Raw genomic sequence first — 22883 nt, 5'->3', positions numbered from 1 at the left:
AGAAAATATATACATTTCCACGGATGGGAATGCGCCGTGCGCAGCGAAGCCGAATGAAATTCGGCGCGAGCGTGTATCACAAATTTCCATGGATGGAAAATTTGTGATTATAAATTATGGAGGCTATTTTAATGAGTAAACTTACGGCTTTAGTTGTTGCAGCGGTTCTTATGATGTCCGGTACGGCGTTTGCCAAGATTGGTGTCGTCAACTTTCAGAAAGTGCTCAGCACTTCGGATTCCGGCAAATCCGTTTACAATAAGCTGAAAACCAAAGCGGCAGAGTTTGACACTGAACTTGAAAAACTCAGCAAAGAGATTACAAAGCTTCAGAATGATTTTGAAAAGCAGGCAAACCTGCTCACTCCTGAGGCGAAAGACAAGAAATCTGCGGAAATCAACAGACTTGTCAGAGAGTTTAACGGCGCTAAGAAAGACTATTCCAATCAGCTCCAGAGAATAGAGGCGCGTTACCTTAAGGATATAGAGTCAGAAGTGCTTAACATTACTGAAAAACTTGGAAAAGAGCTTAATTATGAGCTGATAGTTGAGTTTCAGCATGCGGGCGTTATGTATTTTTCCGACAAAGTTGACATAACTGACATAGTTATCGAAAGGTATAACAAGGAATGGAACGTAAAAAAATAAGCGGAAAGCTTAAGCTTTCGGAAATCGCCTCGAAACTAGGCGGACGGCTTGTGGGAGAGGATGCCGAAGTTACGGGCATCCGCCCTGTGGATTCTGCCGAGAGCGGCTGCGTGTCCTTTCTGTTTGACAAAAAGCTGGCGGAGGCTGCCCTTAAGGGAGCGGCTTCCGCTTTTGTTATTCCGGAGGGTTACACTTTCGTATCCGACAGACCTGTTATCTATGTGAAGGAAGCCCGTGCGGCCCTTGCTGTTGCTGTTGAACTTTTTTACCCGCCTGTGGTGAAACCCTCAGGAGTGAGCGGGCAGGCAAACGTTGCTTCTTCCGCTAAAATTGCACCCACCGCCAGAATCGAAGCGGGAGCGACAATCTCGGAAGATGCTGTCATAGGTGAAGGAACTGTGGTTTATCCAAATTCATTCATAGGTACAGGAACGGTTGTCGGCGATAACTGCGTAATCTATCCGAATGTTACCGTTTACCAAGAATGCCTTCTCGGAAACGGCGTGATTCTCCATTCCGGCTGTGTCATAGGCGCAGACGGCTTCGGCTATTATCAGGACAAGGGCGTATCCGTGAAGATTCCGCAGGTCGGCGGCGTTGTATTGGGTGACAATGTGGAGATAGGCTCAAACTCCTGTGTGGACAGAGGCGCATTGGGTGATACCGTAATAGGCGAAGGCACAAAAATCGACAATCAGGTGCAGATCGGGCACAATACAAAGATAGGAAAGCACTGCATCTTTGTGGGACAGACAGGCATAGCCGGAAGCTGTGAGATAGGCGATTACGTGATTTTCGGCGCCAGATCAGGCACCAAGGATCATGTGAAGATAGCTTCCAAAACAATCATAGCCGCTCAGGGCGGAGTTGACAGAGATATTGAGGAAGGCGGAATATACGGCGGTTTTCCCATTCAGTCAAAGATGAAATGGATGAAAAACAATGCCGCTCTGCTGGAAATTTCCGATATAAGAAAAAAGGTTAACGAAATCTCAAGGAGACTTAACAATGATGGATCTGAGACAGATTCTTGAAATTCTTCCCCACCGTTACCCATTCCTCCTTGTGGACAAGGTTCTTGAGATAAGAGAAAACGGAATAACGGCAATAAAAAATGTTACATTCAACGAACCGCATTTCATGGGGCATTTCCCCGGTTATCCGGTTATGCCCGGCGTGCTCATAGTTGAGGCTCTGGCGCAGGCTGCGGGAATATACGCCCTCAGCAAGCAGGGTGAAAGCGGGAAAGGCAAATTTTTCCTTTTCATGTCAATAGAAAACGCAAAATTCCGCAGAATTGTCGAACCGGGCGACACGCTGACACTTAACTGTGAAGTGCTCAGGGCGAAGAGAGATCTCCTCAAGTCTGAGTGCGTGGCGAGCGTTAACGGCGAAGTGGCGTGCGAAGCGGTTCTTACTGCGGTTATGAGGGAAGTGAAATGATAAGTCCTCTTGCATATGTTGATCCGGGCAGTGAAGTACATGAGACGGCGGTAATAGAGCGCGGCGCCTATGTGGGCAAAGGGTGCCGAATCGGCGCCGGAGTGAAGGTCGGCGTTAATGCCGTGGTTGAGATTCACACAGAGATAGGCGAGGGCACGGTAATCTGCGCCAACGCTCATGTGGGCGGGGCTCCGCAGGATACAGGCTTCAAAGGCGAAGACACCAAGCTCAAGATAGGCAAAAACTGTGTCATCAGGGAGTTTGCCACGATCCACAGGGCAACAACCAAGGAAAATTGGATAACCCTTGTGGGCGACAACTGCTACCTTATGACGGGCTCTCATATCGCTCACGATTCCGTCGTGGGCAACAACGTGATCTTAACTAACTATTCCTGCACGGCCGGGCATGTGCACGTGGGAGATTTTACAGTGTTCGGCGGTTACGCCGCTGTTCACCAGTTCACCCGAATCGGCTCAATGGTGATGCTCGGCAACAGGGCAAGCGTGACTAAGGATGTGCCTCACTTCTGCCTCTATGCTGACGACGGGATACCCGGGCTGAACATAGTAGGGCTGCGCCGCAGAGGGATGAGCAGCGAGGCAAGGCTTGAGCTTAAAAAGGCTCTTCATATATACGGAAACCTTTCCAACCCGTGGGAAAGCGTTCCTTCCCTACTGAAGGAACTCACCCAGTTTGATGAAATAAAAATGTTTATTGATTTCATAGAGGCACCCTCAAAAAGGGGCTTCTCCCGGAGATAGAAACCATGCTTAAAGTTGGGCTTATAGGAATAGGGAAGATGGGGAAATACCATCTGAACATATACGACGAACTTCAGAATGTGCAGATGAACGGAATGTGCGACGCCTCACAGGCAGTTCTGGATGAAGTGAAAACCAGATTCAGATATGAGACTTTCACCGATTTCCGTGACCTTCTTCCAAAGGTTGACGCCGTCACTGTTGCCGCTCCCACAAAATATCACTTTGATATAGTTAAGGAATGCCTTGAGGCAGGCAAGCATGTTCTCGTGGAAAAACCGATAACCACAAACCTTGAGGAAGCTCAGAAGCTGTTTGAAATCGCTGCGAAAAAGAACCTTGTACTTCACATAGGGCATGTTGAGAGGTTCAACGGAGCGGTTCAGGAGCTCCGCAAGATAGCAGACAACCCTTATCTGATAGAATCTAGAAGGGTGGGACCCTTCAACCCGAACTTCGCCAAAGACAGCATCGTACTTGACCTGATGATTCACGATATAGACATCATTGTGAACATGGTGCACGCGGATGTGATTGAGATACAGGCATCGGGCTCCAAGGTCTATTCCGAGCTGCCCGATTACGCCGCGGTGAACATCCGCTTTGACGGCAGCACAACAGCGCAGATCGTTGTCAGCCGTGTTACCCAGAAGAAAGACAGGATAATGAGCATAAGCCAGAAGGACGCCTTCATCACTCTGGATTACACAAGTCAGGACATAAACATATACCGCAACGCACAGAGTCAGCATGTGTTCGGCAACAAGGAGCTTCATTACAGAAACGAGTATATTCTGGAAAGGCTCTTTGTATACAAGGATAACCCGCTTAAACAGGAGATAAAGCACTTCATCGACTGCATCAACGGAACCGTTAATCGTGTCGTGACTGTTGAGCATGAACTGAAATCTCTCAAAATTGCCCTCAAGATTGACGATATGCTCATCAAGGGCATTGGCGCGGAAGAGGTCAGAATTTGAGTAAAGTAGGATTGATAGCCGGAAGGGGCGAGATACCCCTTCTGGTGAAGAGAGAGCTTGAAGCCGCCGGAAGGGAGCACATGGTGATTGCCCTTGCGGATGGCGTCGCAGACTTTCTCCGTCCTCACTGTGGGGATCTTCCTGTCTTTTCACCGCTTCAGGTGGGCAAAGTGATTAAGACTCTCAAAAACGCGGATGTAACCGATGTGGTGTTCGCCGGAAAGGTGGACAAGGATGTACTCCTCGGCAGGCTCCGCTTTGATGTGACCCTTTTCAAGCTTCTTTTTAAGCTCAAAGACTATCGTGACGACACAATCATGGGCGCCATCAAAGAGGAGTTTGAAGCGAACGGAATAAATATTATGAAACAGACCGAAGTTCTCACCCGCTTTCTCGCTCCCAAGGGGCAGATCTCTTCCCGCCAACCGGACAGGGAGGAACAGGCAGACATAGAATTCGGCTTTGCGATCGCGAAAAAAATAGGCGAGCTCGACATAGGTCAGACAATAATAGTCCGCAAGCGCGCCGTCATGGCGGTAGAGGCTCTGGAAGGAACTGATGCCGCAATTGAACGGGGATGTAAGCTTGCTAAAAATAAAGCTGTTGTTATAAAAATCAAACGTCCTTTTCAGGACGACAGGTTTGATATTCCGACCGTTGGGGTTGACACCCTTAAACAAATAGCAGATAATAAAGGAAGTGTTCTGGCTGTAGAAGCAGGCAGCACGTTTATTGTCGACTACGACAAGTGCAGGGAATTTGCAGATTCCAGAGGTATTTCCTTTCTGGGCATCTGACTATACAAAAGTAAATCCGGCGGATTCTTTTTCGAGGTTTTATGAAAGCTGAGCATATTAACCCTTTTATAATTTCCACAAGTGAAGTTTTCAAAACCATGGTCGGTGCTGAACCGAGAAAGGAAGAGGTCTATGTCCGTGAGGAAAAAGAATTCGTTAACGAAATCTCAGGTGTGATCGGGCTTGCCGGTGACGCAAACGGATTTGTGATAATCAGCATGCCCGAAGCTTTGGCGCTAAGAATATACAAAAGCTTCGCCGGAGAGGAAAAGGACTCCATCGACGCAGATGTCACAGATGCCATCGGTGAAATTCTCAACATGATAGCGGGCGGTGCCAAACAGATCTTCTCCCGCCTTGGCGTAAGGTTCAAAATTTCCATTCCAAACGTCATTCTCGGAAAGGATCATAAAATAGCCAAGCAGAGAACAACAAAAAGCCTCTGCGTTAAATTCAGCCTTGAGGGCAGCAGCTTTGTCATAGAAGCGGCGCTTCAGGGGAAAAAGGATTAGTGTTGCCCCTCCCCGTTTTTCTGTCTATCTATGTATTTATAATCGGTCTTGTGTTCGGAAGCTTCCTGAATGTGCTCATTGCAAGGCTGCCCAGAGGTATTTCCATTGCGTTTCCGCCCTCAAACTGCCCGAAATGCGGACACAGGATCAGATTTTATCATAATATTCCTCTTATAGGTTTCCTTCTGCTGAAAGGCAGATGCCGTGACTGCGGGGAGAAAATTTCACTGAAGTACCCGTTGGTAGAGCTTCTCACGGGGGTGATATTCCTTCTTGTGTTTCTGAAGTTCGGCATGAGCCTGTACACGCTCAAATATTCAGTTTTCGTGTTCCTCCTTCTCGGAGCGGGGCTGACAGATGTTTTCACCGCTGCCGACGCTGAGTTTGAGTGCGGCATAATCCCCGACACTTACACCCTTGGCGGCGCAGTCGCAGGCGTTTTTTTCTCATTCATAACCTACCCCGGTATTCAGACATCACTACTCGGAGCCTTAGCCGGCTTTTTATCACTCTGGATTCCCGCGTGGCTGTATAAAAAACTCCGCAGGCAGGAAGGCATGGGCGGCGGCGATATTAAACTCATGATGATGATAGGCGCCTTCCTCGGCTATGTTCCTGTGTATTTCATAGTTTTCGGCAGCGCAGTCATAGGCTCACTCGTGGGGATTCCCCTTGTTATTCTCAAGAAGGACAAAAACTACATGATTCCATTCGGTGTTTTCATAGCCGCAGCGGCGGTTCTGTACATATTTTTTGAACCGCGGATTATGGCGCTCATGCTTCCGTAACGGGCTTAAATCAAGACTCTGCTTGAACAAAGACCATAGATCGTATATATTGACTACGAATTTGCGCTTGTTTCAGGACAGGGCGGATCGGCGGAAAACCGCGCAGGACAGGCGGTTTATCCGTATAAATTTGGAGGGCTAAGTGCTACCTGTACATCAGCAGATGGAGCTTATCAGAAGGGGAACGGAGGAGATCATCTCCGAAGAGGAACTCAGCAAAAAGCTCGAAGAATCACTCAAAACCGGAGTCCCTCTGAGGATCAAAGCGGGGTTCGACCCCACGGCGCCGGATCTTCACCTCGGACACACGGTTCTTATCCAGAAACTCAAGCATTTTCAGGAACTGGGACATCAGGTAATCTTCCTCATCGGCGACTTCACAGGGATGATAGGCGATCCTTCCGGCAAGTCCGAGACTAGGAAAGCCCTTACCAAGGACGCAGTATTAAAAAACGCCGAAACCTATAAAGAGCAAGTGTTTAAGATACTCGATCCATCAAAGACAGAGGTTGCCTTCAACAGCACATGGATGGAAGCGATGAGCGCAGTTGGAATGATTAAACTCGCATCCTCCTACACGGTTGCCAGAATGCTTGAAAGAGATGATTTCTCCAAAAGATATAAAGACAACAAACCTATCAGCATACATGAATTTCTCTACCCCCTTGTTCAGGGGTATGACTCCGTAGCGCTTAAATCGGACGTTGAACTCGGCGGAACCGATCAGAAGTTCAACCTCCTTGTGGGGAGGGAACTTCAGAAGGATCACGGGCAGAGACCTCAGAACGCGATCACGGTTCCCATACTCGAAGGGCTTGACGGCGTTAATAAAATGTCCAAATCCCTCAATAACTATGTGGGCATCAGTGAACAGCCTTCGGAGATGTTCGGCAAGCTTATGTCGATCACCGATGAGCTTATGATGCGTTACTACCTGCTCCTCTCAGACCTCAGCATAGCCGAGATAGAGCAGATGAAGAAGGATATATCCTCAGGCGCTCTTCACCCTATGGAGGCGAAAAAACGCCTTGCGGAGGAGATTGTTGCCAGATACTGGGGAGAACAAGCCGGAGCTGACGCGCGGGAAAATTTTGAAAAGATATTTTCAAACAAGGAAAATCCGGATGATATGCCTGAATTTAAATCAGGCGGCAAAACCCTGCTTGACATAATAAGGGAGCTGGACTTCGCTCCCAGCAACGGCGAAGCGAAAAGAACCGCCAAGCAGGGCGGGGTGTACCTCGACAATGAACGTATCGAAAATCTTGACATAACCCCTTCTGCGGGGGAACACATACTTAAAGTCGGCAAAAGAAAATTTGCCAGAATCATAGCAGGCTAGGAGGCTCAGGTGGCTATTGTAAAACCTTTCATGGGTGTGCGTTATAATCTGGAGAAGGTGCTTCTCAAGCAGGTTATCGCCCCTCCGTACGATGTAATATCGGATGAAATGAAAGAGACGCTGAAAGGCAGATGCGCCGCTAACGTTGTAAGGCTTGACCTTCCGGACGGCGATGGTGACGCAAAGTATCAGAATGCTGCGCAGCTTTACGAAAACTGGAAGAAGGACGGCACACTCCTTCGTGATAAGGAGCAGGGCTATTATCTCTATGAGCAGATATACAGCTTCGGCGGTAAGGAGTATGTGAGAACAGGCTTCATCGGTCTGCTTAAGCTTGAGGAACTGGGCAAGGGCTCTGTTTTTCCCCACGAGAAAACACTCTCCGGTCCCAAGAAAGACCGATTTGAGCTTATGAAGGCATGTCAGACCAACTTCAGCCAGATCTTCGGTCTGTACATGGACAAGGAAAATAAGCTCTCATCAGCTTTTACCAACGCAAAGAAAAACATGCCTGTCGCTTCCGCAGTGGATGATGAAAGTGTTAAAAACACCATCTGGCAGATAACCGACACGAAGGTTATCGAAGAAATAGAAAGCTTTATGAAGGACAAGGCTATCTACATCGCTGACGGTCATCACAGATACGAAACCGCTCTGGATTATAAAAAACTCAAAAGAGAGCATAACGGCGATCTTGAAGGGAATGTTAAGCCTTACGATTTCGTTATGATGATGTTCGTAAATTTCTATGACGAAGGGCTTAAAATTTTCCCCACACACAGGGTTGTGGAAGTTCCCAAGGATTTCATTCTTGAAAGTTTCCTTGCAAAGGTTGAGAAAAACTACGAAATTCAGGAACTTGCTTCTTACGAGGCGGCAGATAAATTTCTCAATACAAAGGGAACTGCCAGAAACTTCGCAGTATTCACAGGGGAAAAGTTCATAGGACTCACCCTGCGTGATGAAGTGCTTGAGACTCTTCACCCGATATACAGAAAGGTTGACACCTACCTTGTGCAGGAGACTCTCATCAAACCCGGAACAGGCATTTCCGATGAACAGATACTCCGCAAGGAAGGCATATACTTCCTTCAGACTATGGAGCAGATAAAGGCGCTCATGGCGAAGAAGCCCGCGCTTGCCTTCATGATGAAGGGTGTGGATATTGAAATAGTAAGGGAGATTTCCGAAAGCGGGCTTGTTATGCCGCAGAAATCCACTTACTTCTACCCGAAACTTCAGACAGGGCTGGTAATTAACGATCTTTAGGGATTGATTTTTTTGCCGGATTATGCAATAAGTTTTTTCCCGCATATGCGAAGCAGGGCTGTTGAAGGCTAAAGGCAGCATGTGAGGGGATGTAAGAATCTGTCTGTTCGGATTTTTGCTTACGGTTTCCAGTGACGGAAACCCGCCGTGCGCAGCGAAGCCGTGTTTACCACGGCGCGAGCGTGTATAAAAATCCGACAGGATGTACGGATTTTTGCTTACGGTTTCCAGTGACGGAAACCCGCCGTGCGCAGCGAAGCCATGTTTACCACGGCGCGAGCGTGTATAAAAATCCGACAGGATGTACGGATTTTTGCTTACGGTTTCCAGTGACGGAAACCCGCCGTGCGCAGCGAAGCCGTGTTCACCACGGCGCGAGCGTGTATAAAAATCCGACAGGATGTACGGATTTTTGCTTACGGTTTCCAGTGACGGAAACCCGCCGTGCGCAGCGAAGCCGTGTTTACCACGGCGCGAGCGTGTATAAAAATCCGACAGGATGTACGGATTTTTATAATTAATTAGAGGCGCGTAGCTCAGCGGGAGAGCATTGCGTTGACGTCGCAAGGGTCGGCGGTTCGAAACCGCCCGTGCCTATTTAAAATCATCAAAAAAGCCAGTGGGTTAACCGCTGGCTTTTTTATTCCGTGCCGAAATCGTGACAGATTCTGCGAACTTTGATTCTCTCTTTGCCCTGTTTTTTATGAATCTTGCATATCTTGTAAAAAGCATTTGGAGTGATGTGTGTCCGAGCTGTTTTGCCACATCCTCAGGGTCATCACCTAGTTTCAGGGAAAGCACTGCAAATGTATGTCTGCATTGATACGGAATACGGTATTCAATTCCAAGCTTTTTCAATACCGGTTTCCAGTAGTACCTGATTATACTGTGGGAAGATGTGTAAGGCTTTCCATCGCTGTTAAGAAATATAAACTCGGAATGCAGAAAGGTCTTTGATTTTTGTCCTTGCAAAATCTGCTGCATTGGCTCTGTCAGTTCAATAATTCTTTTTGATTCCTTTGTTTTTGTTCTGGTGAGTATATTGTTGGAGAAGGACTCTCTGACATGGTATGTCCATTCATGGAAATCAACGTTTTCCCATTTCATAGAGAGGGCTTCTCCTATCCTCATTCCGGTAAAAAATAAAGTGGCGATTATTGGATATACTCTGCTTTCTTTAAGCTCATTTAATATTGCCATCATTTCTTCATGGCTGAACGGATGTATATCCGGTTTTTCTGTTTTCAGCAGTACTATTTTCAGCATCGGACTGATTTCAAGGTATTCCTTTTCAACTGCATAATTAAAGACTTGTTTCAGAGTAAGGATGCTGTTGTTCACAGTCTTGGCTTTGCGCCCTATGGAATAGTCGATGATGAAGTCATCAATATCTGCTTTAGTAATGTTTTTAATATTGCTGCTGTCAAAATATTCCACGAATGCTTTAGTTTCTTTATAATAATTTTTGAGTGTGCTTCTTGATATGTGCTGAGCTTTGAACCTCTTTTCCGCATTGTCCAGCCACTGCTGAAACAACTCACCTATTGAAAGAGTCACATTCTTTTTGCCGCCGAATAATAAGCATTTTTTGCTTTCAGGAAAATAATCAGCATAATTAAATGTCTTCGCCAGTATACGATTTTCAATTTCTCCGAGCAGCCTCTCTGCATATTTCTGATTTGCTTTGGTAGGCTTGATTTTTAAAGATTCCCTGCAACGGACACCTTTATATGAAAAATCAACCCACAGCTTATTATCTTTGATATAGTATCTCATTTGAATAAGTTAGGGCAGACCGAGCATTTCCAGCAATGCTTTTTTATAAAATACGACATGGCGCCTTGAAAGTCTCTTATAGTGCGTGCCTTCTAAGAATTCTCCATTACACATTTTATTACGTACTGAGCGAACTTTGATCTTGAGTAGTTCGGCAACTTCTTCAACAGACATAATTTCATTGGATAATTTTTTTGTATTGGCTTCTTGTTTCATTCTGAGGACTTCTTTTGTAACATCTTCAGAAATTATTTTCCCGTCTTCCTGAAAAACCATTTGCAGAAAAATGACCCTTTTGTCTGACATCTGTTTCCTCTATCAACTTCCTTCTTAATCAAGTCATACAATTTTCCTCCGTGCTTTTTTGTGTCTTTTTTAAATTCCTGAAAAAACACTCTGATACAGATTTAATACTAAACTGCTGTATTATAAGCCTATTTTGTGATTTGGGCATTCGCCTATAGTTTTTTAAAATATTTTTATAGTCGCTAATCATAATATTAGTATGCGTTATGCGTAAACTTGAGGCTTGAAAAAAACTTCAGATTCTTCAGAAATTGCAAAAAAGACACACTTTTCATCTGGGGTTTGAGCTATGACCTTGTAAATAATCAAGGAGGTTCAGATGAATGAACTATTGGAAGTGTATGATATGACAAGGGTACTTTTCGAGCGTTTTGAGTTTGTAAAGAAATGTCTTGAAGAGACGGTGAAAAAACAGAAGCTTAGCTATAAAACCGGAGCCGTGTATATTTCTCTGCACTATTGCTCAAAAAAAGGTTGCCTGTATTGTCCGCATCATTTTGAATTTCGACAGAGGCTCACTAATGTCGAAAATCAGAAAAAAGGAACAAGATACAGAAGCATCAGGCTTGCTAGTAAGCGTATAACACATAGGGATCTGTGGAAGATTGAAAAAGATTATCTTTACCCCATGCTCAAAAAAATGGAGTCTGAGCTTCGTCCTTTGCAAGAGGAAAGGGACGAACTTGCGGCAAGAATAAGGCGAATAATAACCCTTCTCCGTAATTTTGATATTAAGAATGATAAAAGGATTATCGGAGAACAAAAGAAGTAAGAGATAATATCTCTAATATGTCCCTGTGGGGAATGGCCCCGCAGGGATGTAAATTTCAAGTAGTTATCTATAAAGACTGCCTATTGAGATTGCTGAATAAATTATGTCCACACTAAATATTTTCAACCGATATTGCTGTTACATTGCCAGAGATAGGAATATTTTTTTCCGTGAGACAGATTACAGCTCCGTGACCTATCTGTTTATTTAATTTATTCAGTACATCAAAGCTTCTTACTGCTGTTTTCGATGGTGTGGCAGTTTTTTTAATTTCTATTGGATAAAGAGTATTGTTGGACTCAATCAGCAAATCCACCTCTTTCTGATCGGTATCCCTGTAAAAGTAAAGATTTGCTTCCTGTCCGGTATGCCAATAGCTTTTCAGTATCTCTGCCACGACATAGGTTTCAAAAATTGCCCCGCTCATGGCACCGGCTTCCAGAGCTTCCGGCGTTGTCCATTTCGTCAGATAGGAACAAAGCCCTGTATCCAGAAAATAGATTTTAGGTGTTTTGATAATTCGTTTTGTTACATTGGTATGATACGGATAAAGCAGGTAAACCAGCCCCGAAGCCTCAAGCACGGAAAGCCACGCCTTTACGGTCTTATTGTCTATGGCGACATCTCTGGCAACATCGGCATAGTTCAGCAGCTGCCCTGTTCTGGCGGCTATAGCACCGAGAAACTTATGGAAGGTTATTTCATCAGTTATATTCAGAATATCTTTAACATCCCTCTGAATGTAGGTCTGGATATATGAGCGGTAAAATATATCCCGTACGTCAGGATTATCAATCACACGGGGGAAAGAGCCGAACCATATCTTGCGGTAAGCATCCGTGAGAGAAATACCATTTGCCTGCTCAATTACCACATCTGGCAGAAAAGGCTTAGAGTTTTCAGCAGTATGGTTTATTTCAGCATTTGAAAGCCCAAGCAGATCAAGCACAGCAACACGCCCTGCCAGACTCTCTGTGATGCCTTTCATCAGGTGAAATTTCTGCGAACCGGTAAGCCAGAACATACCGTTTTGCTTTTCCCTGTCTACTGCTATTTTTATATAACTGAAAAGTTGCGGAGCGTACTGTATCTCATCAATTATAAGGGACGGAGTGTAGGTCTGTATGAAAAGTCCGGGGTCGTTCTGGGCAAGGCTTCGGACATCGAGATCATCGAGAGATACATATTTCATGTTTTCAGCGGCACACATTTCGAGCAAAGTCGTTTTGCCTACCTGTCTTGGTCCTGTGACCAAAACCACAGGGAAACTCTTGCTGACCTGTTTTAAGACCTTTTCCATTGTACGTTGATACATACTAAGCTCCGTTTAATATGGAATATGATTCCAATATAAACGAATAGAGTGAAAGGGCAAGTAAAAGAATATATTTTGATTGTTTATAAGAACACTTCAAGAGTTTAACAGCTTTTTGCCCTTCGTGGTTGTCCGGTATAAGCAAAAGTCTTGTTTTCCTGATTCCATTGATGCATAAGATAATTGTAGCAGTTGTTCTGGTTAATAATTTGCGGTAACGCATATTAACAGCAAGACGTGTGACAGCACGCCCGCTAACATTAATTTAATATATTGACTATATTTGTCAACATCCTGAACGTTCTTAAAGCACTTCACAATACGGCTTGCGGGTTGTAGCCAACTATTCTTTTTTAACTAAAATACAAAAAACTCTATCTTGAGGACGGTCTTTCCTGGAGGGAGATCTCCGAATACCTTGCCAAACACCACAAAGTCAAAATCTCCCACGGATACATCCAGCAGAAGTTCACCGAAGCCATGATGTATGAGGGATAGAACATGTCCCTGCCGCATTTCTCACTTATTTCCTAACTCCTTATCCTGCCTTGTTTTCAGAGCGGATATTTGTTATTTATAATAAGACAAATAATCCTGACTTTCTTGGTGAAATAAATGGCAAAGCAGAACGGCAGTGCAACTATAGGTTTTGAAGACAAACTCTGGCTGGCGGCGGACAAGCTCCGTGGAAATGTGGATGCTTCAGAGTATAAGCATGTGGTCTTGGGACTTATATTTCTTAAATATATTTCAGACTCTTTTCAGGCAAAATATGACGCTCTCCTTGCGACTAAAGACACGGAATACACCGACCCGGAAGATCGTGATGAATATACCAGTGATAATATATTCTGGGTTCCTTCGGAGGCTCGCTGGGACAGCCTTGTTGCGAAGGCGAAGTCTCCTGAAATAGGTAAAATCCTTGATGATGCTATGATTGCCATTGAGAAAGAGAACAAAATCCTCAAAAACATTCTTCCGAAAACATATGCACGCCCGGAAATTGATAAAACCCGCCTCGGTGAATTGCTGGACATCATCGGCTCTATTCCTCTTATTGACAGAACCAAGACATCTAAAGACCTTTTAGGCAGAGTGTATGAATATTTCCTCGGCAAGTTTGCGGCAAAAGAGGGCAGATCCGGCGGTGAATTTTATACTCCTGAGTGCGTGGTTAAGCTTCTGGTTGAAATGATTGAGCCGTATAAGGGCAGAGTTTATGACCCGTGCTGCGGTTCAGGCGGTATGTTTGTTCAGTCTGAAAAGTTTGCCACTGAACATGGCGGAAAGCTGAGAGATATTTCTGTTTATGGGCAGGAATACAACGCTACCACATGGCGGCTGGCTAAGATGAACCTAGCCATAAGGGGCATAGAGGCTAATCTCGGCGGTGAGTGGGCAGATTCTTTCACAAATGATCTGCATAAGGATCTCAAGGCAGACTTCATCCTCGCTAACCCGCCTTTTAATACAAGCGATTGGGGCGGAAACAGACTGAAAAATGATTTGCGCTGGAAATATGGCACTCCGCCGGAGAACAACGCAAACTATGCATGGATACAGCATTTCATACACCACCTTGCACCTAACGGTGTGGCCGGCTTTGTCCTTGCTAACGGCTCAATGAGCAGCAACACAAGCGGCGAAGGCGAAATAAGAAAGAACATAATAGAGGCAGATCTTGTGGACTGTATGATTGCTTTACCCGGTCAGCTTTTTTATACAACACAGATTCCTGTCTGCCTGTGGTTTATAGCCCGCAATAAAGGCAGAAACGGGCACAGGGAGCGCAAAGGGGAGACGCTATTTATTGATGCCCGAAAAATGGGCAGGTTGGAAGACAGAGTCCACCGTGTGCTTGATGATGAAGATTTAAGGAAAATAGCAGGGACATATCATTTATGGCGAAGCAAAGAAAAGTTTGAAGAATATAAAGACACTGCAGGCTTCTGCAAATCCGTAGCGATAGAAACAATAAGAGAGCATGATTATGTCCTCACTCCCGGACGCTATGTCGGGGCGGAAGAGGTTGAGGATGACGGCGAACCTTTTGATGAGAAAATGAAACGCCTCTCTGCCGAGCTTTATAAGCAGATGGCAGAGGGAGAAAGACTGGATGCAGTGATTAAGGAAAATCTGGCGAGGCTGGGCTATGGGGAGGTTAAAAATGACTAACCCCCCTGCATCACCAAATACAGACTTTCTTTTTTATGAAGCGGATGACGGCAAGACAAAAATACAGGTGCGTATTCAGGATGAAACGGTATGGATGAGCCAGAAAGCACTCGCAGAGCTTTATCAGTCTACTGTTCCGAATATTAATCAGCATATTAAAAGTATTTATGAAGATGGAGAACAGCCTCCAGAGGCAACTATTAAGAAATACTTAATAGTTCAAACCGAAGGCAGGAGAGAGGTTGAGCGTTTAATAGACCATTACAACCTCGAAATGATCATCGCTGTCGGTTATCGTGTACGTTCAAAACGCGGTACACAGTTCCGCCAGTGGGCGACAGAGAGATTGACCGAATACATGGTGAAAGGCTTCACTATGGATGACGAGCGATTGAAGGATGGGCGCAACCTTGGTGAGGATTACTTTGATGAGCTGCTGGAACGCATACGGGACATCAGAGCATCCGAACGAAGATTTTATCAGAAAATTACGGATATATACGCTCAGTGCAGCATTGATTACGATAAAGATTCTGACATTTCAAGAGAGTTTTATGCCACCGTGCAGAATAAGCTCCACTGGGCAATACACGGACATACTGCGGCAGAACTCATCGCCGAGAGGGCAAAAGCAGATAAGCCGAACATGGGCTTGCAGACATGGAAAAACTCTCCGCATGGAAAAATCAGAAGCAGAGATGTTGAAACTGCCAAAAACTACCTGGCAGAAACAGAACTGAAAGAACTGAACAGGATTGTTGTAATGTATCTGGATTATGCCGAGCTACAGGCAAGCAGAAGGCAGACCATGACCATGAAGGAATGGGCGGACAAGCTGGACAGCTTCTTACAGTTTAATGAAATGGATGTGCTGAACAACGCAGGCAGAATATCCGCAGAAGTGGCAAAGAAGCTAGCCCTCGGTGAGTTTGCGAAATATACGGAAAAACAGAAAAAGCTGGAAGCGGAAGCACCCACAAGTGATTTTGACAAACTTGTCAGCAAAACCCGCAAGCTGGGAAAGGGTGAGTAGGATGGGTGAGTGGAGAGAGTATACTTTAGACGATGTCTGCTTGAAAATAACAGATGGAGCTCATCAAAGCCCTAAGTCAGTTGATATTGGAATGTCAATGGTATCTGTTAAAGACCTTACACCTTTTGGCTTAAATATAGAAACAGCGAGAAAAATTTCAAATGTGGACTATGAAATGCTCGTTAAGCAAGGGTGTCAACCTGAAGTTGGGGATGTCTTGATTGCTAAAGATGGCAATAGTGCCTTAGACACTGTATGCAATATAATAGAACCTGTCGAGGTAGTTCTACTGTCTTCTGTCGCAATTTTAAGACCTAATACTACATTAATTGATTCAAGATTTTTAAAGTACTATTTTTCGTCTAATAGGACAATTGGTTACTTGAAAACAAATTTCATTTCTGGTGCGGCAATTCCCCGTGTAGTTCTTAGAGATTTTAAGAAAGCGTTAATAATGTTGCCAGACCTAGAAACACAGGAATCAATTTCAGATATTTTGCAATCCCTTGATGACAAGATTGAACTAAACCGAAAGATGAATGAGACGCTGGAGGAGATGGCGAGAGCTATTTTCAAGAGCTGGTTTGTGGATTTTGACCCTGTGCATGCAAAAGCCAGAGGCGAAAAGCCCGCAGGTATGCCGGACGAAATCGCCGACCTCTTCCCCAGCGAATTTGTCCACTCCGACCAACTAAACAAACCCATCCCCAAAGGCTGGGAAGTTAAACCTATAAGCTGTTTAGCAGATTTAAACTCTAAGTCTTGGACGAATAAGAATGCTCCCAAAAAAATAAAATATATAGATTTAGCAAACACGAAAAATGGAGAGATAAGTTTAGTCATAGAATATTTATTTCCGGAAGCGCCAAGCAGAGCAAGAAGAGTTCTTTCTATTGGTGACACCATCATAGGAACTGTGAGACCGGGCAATAGGTCTTTTGCCTATATTTCTGACGATGGACTTACAGGAAGCACTGGTTTTGCAGTAATGACCCCTAAACAATTTGACTTCAAAGAGTTTGTATTTTTAGCACTGACGCAAGACTCCTCAATAGATTATTTTGCTCATTTAGCTGATGGTGCGGCTTACCCCGCCGTAAGACCAGAGGTTGTTGCAAATATAGAATTTGTAATTCCTCCTGAAAACATAGTGAAAGCATTCTCTATTACGACTGCTGATTTGCTTGTGAAAATAGATCTGAATAGAAAACAGAATATTGAATTAAGTGTAATTAGAGACTCCTTGCTCCCAAAACTCATCAGCGGAAAAATTGAGGTGTAGTATGATTGAAGTTATTAAAAACTTATATGTTGGAAATGACACGAGTTGCTCAATGTGTGATTCCGAGTGGGCAATTGTTCATGCTTGTAAGAGCTGTCACCAAAAATTTCTTCGTTATAAGAAAGCTCTTCCACAGAACCATCCAAGTTATTTAGTGCATTTTGAAAAGAATCACTTATTTTTGAATCTAGTAGACATGGAGAGAATGTTCCTTCCAAATTTTACTCATCCAATAATGAAGGCTGCATTTGAATTTCTTGACGAGCAAATACCTCAGAGAAAAGTTTTGATTCATTGCAACCAAGGGCAGTCTCGTTCCGCCGGGGTTGCTTTAGCATATATGGCTAAAAAGAACATGATTAAGAATAATGATTTTAAGATAGCATATACAGAGTTTAAAAATATTTATACACCAGCACAAATTGGTATTGGCTTTGAGTTGTATCTTGGTAATTATTGGAATGAAATAATGGTATTATGAGGCAATTATGTCTGAATTACAAACTTTTAAGATAAAAAATAAAATAGAACCGATAATAGCTACACTTTACAAGTATTATAAATCAAAGGAAATGCTTGAACATGCCAAAGTCATTAAATCTCAATATCGAATTGACGAAGCTGTTGATTATGATAACTGGAATGGCGGAGTGTATGGTCATGATATTTATTTTAAAATATCTGATTCTTTAGCTTGTGAGTTGATTGAAAAAGATGGAATAGATAAAGAAATTTTAGAGCTAATAAATAAACAACTTAATATACACAACGAATATGTGTCAAATGTATATTTGGAAACAGATGAAAATTCATTTAATCCAAATTGGCGAGAAGATGATGGTGTAACTGCTGCAAGAGACCTTAAGGGAGATATAGTCCAAGCGTCTGAATACGATGACCTGTGGGAGAAACCGGGGTTAAGGCTTTTTCTTAGTCATAAAGCTAACTATAAAAAAGAAACGAAAATACTCAAGGATGAGCTTGCTAAATTTGGGATAAGGGCTTTTGTTGCTCATGAAGATATCACTCCTTCCGCTGAATGGCAGACAGAAATTGAAAGAGCTCTTTCAAGTATGGATGCGCTTGTAGCCTTACTTACTCCTGACTTCCACGAGAGTGAGTGGACTGATCAAGAAGTTGGTATCGCTTTTGGAAGAAGGGTTCCAATTATCTCATTAAGACTAGGTAGAGATCCATATGGCTTCTTTGGTAAATGGCAAGGTATAAGCTGCATTGGGAAGACAGATTCTAAAAAAGCTGAAAAAATCTTTTCTATCCTATTTAAGAAGCACTGCAAGAGGCATGAGCTTTTTAATGGGATAATCTTTAACTTCAAAAACTCATCTTCATTTGCGAATTCAAAAGCCAATTTCCAAAAACTTGAAGAGATTACTCCGTTTTCGGATGAAGAAAAAGAATTAATAAAAGAAGCTTATAATAGCAACAGTCAAAACTATGGCTGCACATATGCAAAAAATAGACTTAACACACTCATGGAAGATTAGGTTGCTATGACTAAACCCACTGAAGATACCCTCGAACAGGTTTTGATCGATTTCTTTAAAGAACTTGGGTGTGAATACATTTTAGCCGGAGATGCGCATGAAAAATAACTCCGACCTGCTGATATACCAATCTGAAAATGGAGACATAAAAATTGATGTCAGGCTTCAGGATGATACCGTGTGGCTGACTCAAGATCAGATGGCGCAGCTGTTTGGTAAGGCAAAATCAACAATTAATGAGCATATAAAAAATATTTTTGATGAAAAAGAACTTATAGAAGAAGATGTAATGAGAAAATTCGGAAATACCGAATTTTCTACCAAACCAACTAATTATTATAGCCTTGATGTAATAATATCAGTTGGTTACAGAGTGAAATCACTGCAAGGCACACAGTTTAGAATTTGGGCTACAAAAAGACTGAAAGAATACATAGTCAAAGGTTTTGCCCTTAACGATGACAGGTTTAAAACCGGAAACTCTATGAACTACTTCAACGAGCTTCAAGAGAGAATCCGTGAAATCCGCCTGTCTGAAAGGTTTTTCTACCAGAAAATCAAAGATATATACAGAACCAGCATTGATTACGATCCGAAAGACGAAAAAACAATTGAGTTTTTTAAAATAGTGCAGAATAAGCTGATATGGGCTGTAAGCGAACAAACTGCCGCTGAGCTTGTATACAGACGTGCGGATGCAGCACTTCCTCTGATGGGAATGCTCTCATACGGCAAAAAAGGCGACAAGCCAATTAGAAAAAGCGACATAACGACCTCTAAAAATTATCTTAATGGGGACGAAATTAAACTTCTTGGTCTGCTTGTGGAACAATATCTTGCCTTTGCCGAGACAATGGCTCAGCAACGTACACCGATGTATATGAAAGACTGGATTCAGCGGCTTGATGCTATCATACAGCTTAACGGCAGAGAACTTTTGACACATGCCGGAAAAATCAGCAGAGCAATTGCCGACGAGAAAGCTGCTATAGAGTACGAGAAGTACAAGGACGAGCAGAAACGTATAGAAAAAGAAGAAAGCTTAAAAGAGCTGGAAAATGATTTAAAAGGGCTTCAAAAGGATATTAATGGATGAAACTCATTGAAGATACTCTCGAACAGGTTTTGATCGATTTCTTTAAAGAACTGGGCTACCAGTACGCCTTTGCGCCTGATTTTACAAAAACTGATGATGAGGATGGCGATTATGAACGGGAGAGTGCGTCAGAGGTGGTGCTTCTCGGTCGTCTGAAAACAAAGCTCACTCAGATTAACCCATCTGTACCCATTGACCAGATTGATGAAGCGATCAAGAAACTGCTTAATCTTGAGAGCGTAAAGCTCATAGAGAATAACCGAACGTTCCATAAATACATCACAGACGGCATAAGCATTCCTTATCAGGAAGACGGCGAAGCGAAGACTGCCCTTATCAAGCTCTTTGATTTTAACGATATTTCCAACAACGACTGGTTGGTGGCGAACCAATTCACCGTCACCGAGGCAAAGGAAAACCGCAGACCGGATGCTGTGGTATTCGTAAACGGGCTTCCCCTTGCCGTAATTGAGCTGAAAAGCCCGTCTGATGAAAAGGCAACTATGTTTGATGCCTTTACACAGTTGCAAAACTATAAAAGCTTCATTCCGAACCTTTTTAATTACAATGAAATCCTTATCGCTTCTGACGGGTATAAAGCCGCAGCAGGCAGCCTGACCGCAGACTGGGAGCGATTTATGCCGTGGAAAACCGTTAACGGCGAGAAAGAACCCAGAGGCATGATTGAGCTTGAAGTGCTTGTGAAAGGTATGTTTCAGAAGGAACGCTTTCTGGACATAATACGCAACTTTATTGTGTTTGAAGTGAGTGACGACAAAATCATAAAAAAGATGGCGGGTTACCATCAATATCACGCAGTTAACAAGGCTCTGGAGCGCACCGTAACAGCAACTTCTGCCGCAGGTGATAAGCGGATTGGCGTTGTTTGGCACACTCAAGGCAGCGGTAAGAGCCTTTCCATGATTTTTTACTCAGGCAAAGTTGTTCAGAAGCCGGAACTCAGCAACCCCACTCTCGTTATTCTTACTGACAGAAACGATCTCGATGATCAGCTATTCGGCAACTTCTCGCTGTGCAGCGATCTCCTTCGTCAGAAGCCGGTTCAGGCAGAAAGCAGAGCGCATCTGCGGGAACTGCTTAATGTCGCCTCAGGCGGGATAGTTTTTTCCACTATTCAGAAGTTTTTCCCGAAGGAAGGCGAAGACAGTCATCCTGAACTCAGCTCACGCAGAAACATAATAGTAATGGCGGATGAGGCACACAGAAGTCAGTATGACTTCATAGACGGCTTCGCGCGCCACATCAGAGATGCTCTGTCCGGTGCCTCATTCATCGGTTTTACCGGAACGCCTATCGAAACATCAGACAAAGTGACCACCGCTGTTTTCGGCGAATACATAGATATTTACGATATGGAAGATGCCGTTCGGGATGGAGCGACAGTCCGTATATATTACGAGGCACGCCTTGCCAAGATAGAGTTTGACGAGAAAACAAAGCCGACTCTTGACCCTGAGTTTGAAGAAGTTACAGAAGATCAGGAAGAATACGAAAAGCAAAAACTACAGGCAAAATGGACAGCCCTTGAGGCACTCGTGGGTGCTAAAAGCAGGCTTGAGCTTGTGGCAAAGGATATTGTTGAGCATTTCGAGGCAAGGCTTTCAGCCATGGACGGAAAAGGCATGGTAGTCTGCATGAGCCGCCGCATCTGTGTTGAATTATATAACGAAATAGCCAGGCTGCGCCCTGAATGGCATGACGGAGATGATGACAAAGGCTTTATGAAAATAGTCATGTCCGGCTCCGCATCGGACAGGGCAGAATGGCAACCGCATATACGCACCAAACAGCAGCGGGAAGAGATGGCAAACAGGTTCAAGAAGCCTGACACCGGCTTCAAGCTGGTTATTGTCCGTGATATGTGGCTTACGGGCTTTGATGCACCTTGCCTGCATACAATGTATGTTGATAAGCCAATGGGCGGGCACAATCTTATGCAGGCTATTGCCCGTGTGAACCGTGTTTTTAAGGATAAGCCCGGCGGTTTGGTTGTTGATTACATCGGCATTGCGGATGACCTTAAAAACGCTATGAGAAACTATACTGCAAGCGGTGGCAAAGGACAGTCACACCACGACAAAGACGAAGCTGCCGCATACATGATAGAAAAATTTGAACAGGTGATCGATCTTCTGCACGATTTTGATTATGAAACCCTCCTGAATAAAAAGGACAAAGACCGCTTAAACGGTATAGCCGAGGCGATGGAGCATATCCTCTCCATTGACCGTAAGATGGATTTCATAAAGATGGTCACAGAGCTTTCCCGTGCCTTTGCTTTGGCTGTTCCTGCGCCGCAGACAGCGGAAATAAGGGATTATGTGGGCTTATTTCAGGAGATCAAGGCAGGACTGATAAAGAACACTATCACAACAGAAAGAAAATCTCCCGATGAGCTGGACACAGCAATAAAGCAGCTTGTGTCAAAAGCTGTGTCAGCAAATGGGGTTGTTGATGTTTTTCAGGCAGCGGGGCTGGATAAACCTGAAATATCTATATTGTCCGATGAGTTTCTGGCAGAAGTGAAAGAGTATCCGTACAAAAACCTTGCCGTTGAGATGCTGGCGAAACTTCTGGCAGATGAGATAAAGATCAGGTTGAAGCGTAATGTTGTGAAAGCCCGCTCTTTCATGGAGAAACTGGAAGAATCAATGAAAAACTACCAGAACCGCTCAATTGAGGCAGCCATGGTTATTCAGCATCTCATAGATCTGGCAAATGATGTTAACAAGGAAAGAGGAAGGGGCGGCAGTCTTGGGTTGTCTGATGATGAAATAGCCTTTTATGATGCCCTTCTGACGGAAAATGCCGCTTTTGGCGATATGCTCCTGAAGAAAATGGGGGATGAACTGAAGGTTATCGCTGTTGAGCTTGTGCAGGCGGTAAAAAAGAACGTCAGCATTGACTGGACAAAAAGGGAGTCAGTGAAAGCCCGTTTGCGTGTAATCGTTAAGAAAATTCTCCGCAAATACGGCTATCCGCCGGAAGCCAGCGACGACGCAACACGTATTGTCCTTGAACAGGCAGCAGTATTATGCAACGAGTGGGCAGAGGGTTAGA

At 44.1% G+C, this 22883-nt stretch carries 21 protein-coding genes and 1 tRNA gene; 19 read left to right on the top strand and 3 right to left on the bottom strand.

Annotated elements, in window-relative coordinates:
• Positions 1-131: 131 nt before the first annotated feature.
• The 11 genes from EP073_RS11660 (at position 132) to EP073_RS11610 (ending at position 9139) form a co-directional block, all read left to right on the top strand.
• Positions 132-647, top strand: a complete 516-nt coding sequence (locus EP073_RS11660; RefSeq protein WP_164885363.1) for an OmpH/Skp family outer membrane protein — start codon at positions 132-134, stop codon at positions 645-647.
• Positions 629-1681, top strand: a complete 1053-nt coding sequence (lpxD, locus tag EP073_RS11655; RefSeq protein WP_128467316.1) for a UDP-3-O-(3-hydroxymyristoyl)glucosamine N-acyltransferase — start codon at positions 629-631, stop codon at positions 1679-1681. Before EP073_RS11660 ends, lpxD begins: the two co-directional genes overlap by 19 nt.
• Positions 1656-2090, top strand: a complete 435-nt coding sequence (fabZ, locus tag EP073_RS11650) for a 3-hydroxyacyl-ACP dehydratase FabZ (protein ID WP_128467315.1) — start codon at positions 1656-1658, stop codon at positions 2088-2090. Before lpxD ends, fabZ begins: the two co-directional genes overlap by 26 nt.
• Complete coding sequence (gene lpxA, locus EP073_RS11645) at positions 2087-2854, top strand: acyl-ACP--UDP-N-acetylglucosamine O-acyltransferase (RefSeq protein ID WP_128467314.1); 768 nt, start codon at positions 2087-2089, stop codon at positions 2852-2854. The genes fabZ and lpxA overlap by 4 nt, the downstream gene beginning before the upstream one ends.
• 5 nt (positions 2855-2859) lie before the next feature.
• Positions 2860-3834, top strand: a complete 975-nt coding sequence (locus tag EP073_RS11640; protein WP_128467313.1) for a Gfo/Idh/MocA family protein — start codon at positions 2860-2862, stop codon at positions 3832-3834.
• On the top strand, positions 3831-4631 hold the full coding sequence (locus EP073_RS11635; RefSeq protein ID WP_241653996.1) for an LpxI family protein: 801 nt from the start codon (positions 3831-3833) through the stop codon (positions 4629-4631). Before EP073_RS11640 ends, EP073_RS11635 begins: the two co-directional genes overlap by 4 nt.
• 41 nt (positions 4632-4672) lie before the next feature.
• Positions 4673-5143 (top strand): chemotaxis protein CheX, encoded by a 471-nt coding sequence (locus tag EP073_RS11630; RefSeq protein WP_128467312.1) that lies wholly within the window; start codon positions 4673-4675, stop codon positions 5141-5143.
• Positions 5144-5145: 2 nt separating this feature from the next.
• On the top strand, positions 5146-5931 hold the full coding sequence (locus EP073_RS11625; protein WP_128467311.1) for a prepilin peptidase: 786 nt from the start codon (positions 5146-5148) through the stop codon (positions 5929-5931).
• A gap of 163 nt (positions 5932-6094) precedes the next feature.
• Positions 6095-7273, top strand: a complete 1179-nt coding sequence (gene tyrS, locus EP073_RS11620; RefSeq protein ID WP_128467817.1) for a tyrosine--tRNA ligase — start codon at positions 6095-6097, stop codon at positions 7271-7273.
• Positions 7274-7282: 9 nt separating this feature from the next.
• Positions 7283-8542 carry a DUF1015 domain-containing protein gene (locus EP073_RS11615; protein ID WP_128467310.1) on the top strand — a complete coding sequence of 420 codons (1260 nt, stop codon included), beginning with the start codon at positions 7283-7285 and terminating at the stop codon, positions 8540-8542.
• 525 nt (positions 8543-9067) lie between these two features.
• Positions 9068-9139: transfer RNA gene (locus EP073_RS11610), tRNA-Val, on the top strand.
• A gap of 27 nt (positions 9140-9166) precedes the next feature.
• Here EP073_RS11610 and EP073_RS11605 read toward each other — a convergent pair.
• Together EP073_RS11605 and EP073_RS11600 are read right to left on the bottom strand one after the other, a co-directional pair.
• A complete protein-coding gene (locus tag EP073_RS11605) occupies positions 9167-10318 on the bottom strand; it encodes a site-specific integrase (RefSeq protein ID WP_128467309.1) in 1152 nt (383 codons plus the stop codon).
• A gap of 9 nt (positions 10319-10327) precedes the next feature.
• Positions 10328-10624: a helix-turn-helix domain-containing protein gene (locus EP073_RS11600; RefSeq protein ID WP_128467308.1), complete on the bottom strand. Its 297-nt coding sequence runs from the start codon at positions 10622-10624 to the stop codon at positions 10328-10330.
• Between the two features lie 319 nt (positions 10625-10943).
• On the opposite strand from EP073_RS11600, the gene EP073_RS11595 reads away from it, so the two are divergent.
• Complete coding sequence (locus EP073_RS11595; RefSeq protein WP_128467307.1) at positions 10944-11396, top strand: hypothetical protein; 453 nt, start codon at positions 10944-10946, stop codon at positions 11394-11396.
• 112 nt (positions 11397-11508) lie between these two features.
• Here the strand turns inward: EP073_RS11595 and EP073_RS11590 are convergent, their stop codons facing one another.
• A complete protein-coding gene (locus tag EP073_RS11590) occupies positions 11509-12711 on the bottom strand; it encodes an ATP-binding protein (protein WP_128467306.1) in 1203 nt (400 codons plus the stop codon).
• A gap of 615 nt (positions 12712-13326) precedes the next feature.
• On the opposite strand from EP073_RS11590, the gene EP073_RS11585 reads away from it, so the two are divergent.
• From EP073_RS11585 to EP073_RS11555, 7 genes are all read left to right on the top strand, one after another.
• Positions 13327-14886, top strand: coding sequence for a class I SAM-dependent DNA methyltransferase (locus tag EP073_RS11585; RefSeq protein ID WP_128467305.1), 1560 nt, complete (start codon positions 13327-13329; stop codon positions 14884-14886).
• Positions 14879-15919 carry a virulence RhuM family protein gene (locus EP073_RS11580; RefSeq protein WP_128467304.1) on the top strand — a complete coding sequence of 347 codons (1041 nt, stop codon included), beginning with the start codon at positions 14879-14881 and terminating at the stop codon, positions 15917-15919. The genes EP073_RS11585 and EP073_RS11580 overlap by 8 nt, the downstream gene beginning before the upstream one ends.
• A gap of 1 nt (position 15920) precedes the next feature.
• Positions 15921-17201 carry a restriction endonuclease subunit S gene (locus EP073_RS11575; protein ID WP_128467303.1) on the top strand — a complete coding sequence of 427 codons (1281 nt, stop codon included), beginning with the start codon at positions 15921-15923 and terminating at the stop codon, positions 17199-17201.
• Between the two features lies 1 nt (position 17202).
• Positions 17203-17682, top strand: coding sequence for a dual specificity protein phosphatase family protein (locus EP073_RS11570; protein ID WP_128467302.1), 480 nt, complete (start codon positions 17203-17205; stop codon positions 17680-17682).
• A 7-nt stretch (positions 17683-17689) separates the two neighbouring features.
• Positions 17690-18706 carry a toll/interleukin-1 receptor domain-containing protein gene (locus tag EP073_RS11565; protein WP_128467301.1) on the top strand — a complete coding sequence of 339 codons (1017 nt, stop codon included), beginning with the start codon at positions 17690-17692 and terminating at the stop codon, positions 18704-18706.
• A gap of 97 nt (positions 18707-18803) precedes the next feature.
• Positions 18804-19802, top strand: coding sequence for a RhuM family protein (rhuM, locus tag EP073_RS11560; RefSeq protein ID WP_206617466.1), 999 nt, complete (start codon positions 18804-18806; stop codon positions 19800-19802).
• A complete protein-coding gene (locus tag EP073_RS11555) occupies positions 19799-22882 on the top strand; it encodes a type I restriction endonuclease subunit R (protein WP_128467299.1) in 3084 nt (1027 codons plus the stop codon). Before rhuM ends, EP073_RS11555 begins: the two co-directional genes overlap by 4 nt.
• The last annotated feature ends 1 nt before the right edge of the window (position 22883 follow it).

This window comes from Geovibrio thiophilus (genome assembly GCF_004087915.1).
GTDB lineage: Bacteria > Chrysiogenota > Deferribacteres > Deferribacterales > Geovibrionaceae > Geovibrio > Geovibrio thiophilus.
This window is presented reverse-complemented; position numbering and strand designations above follow the sequence as displayed.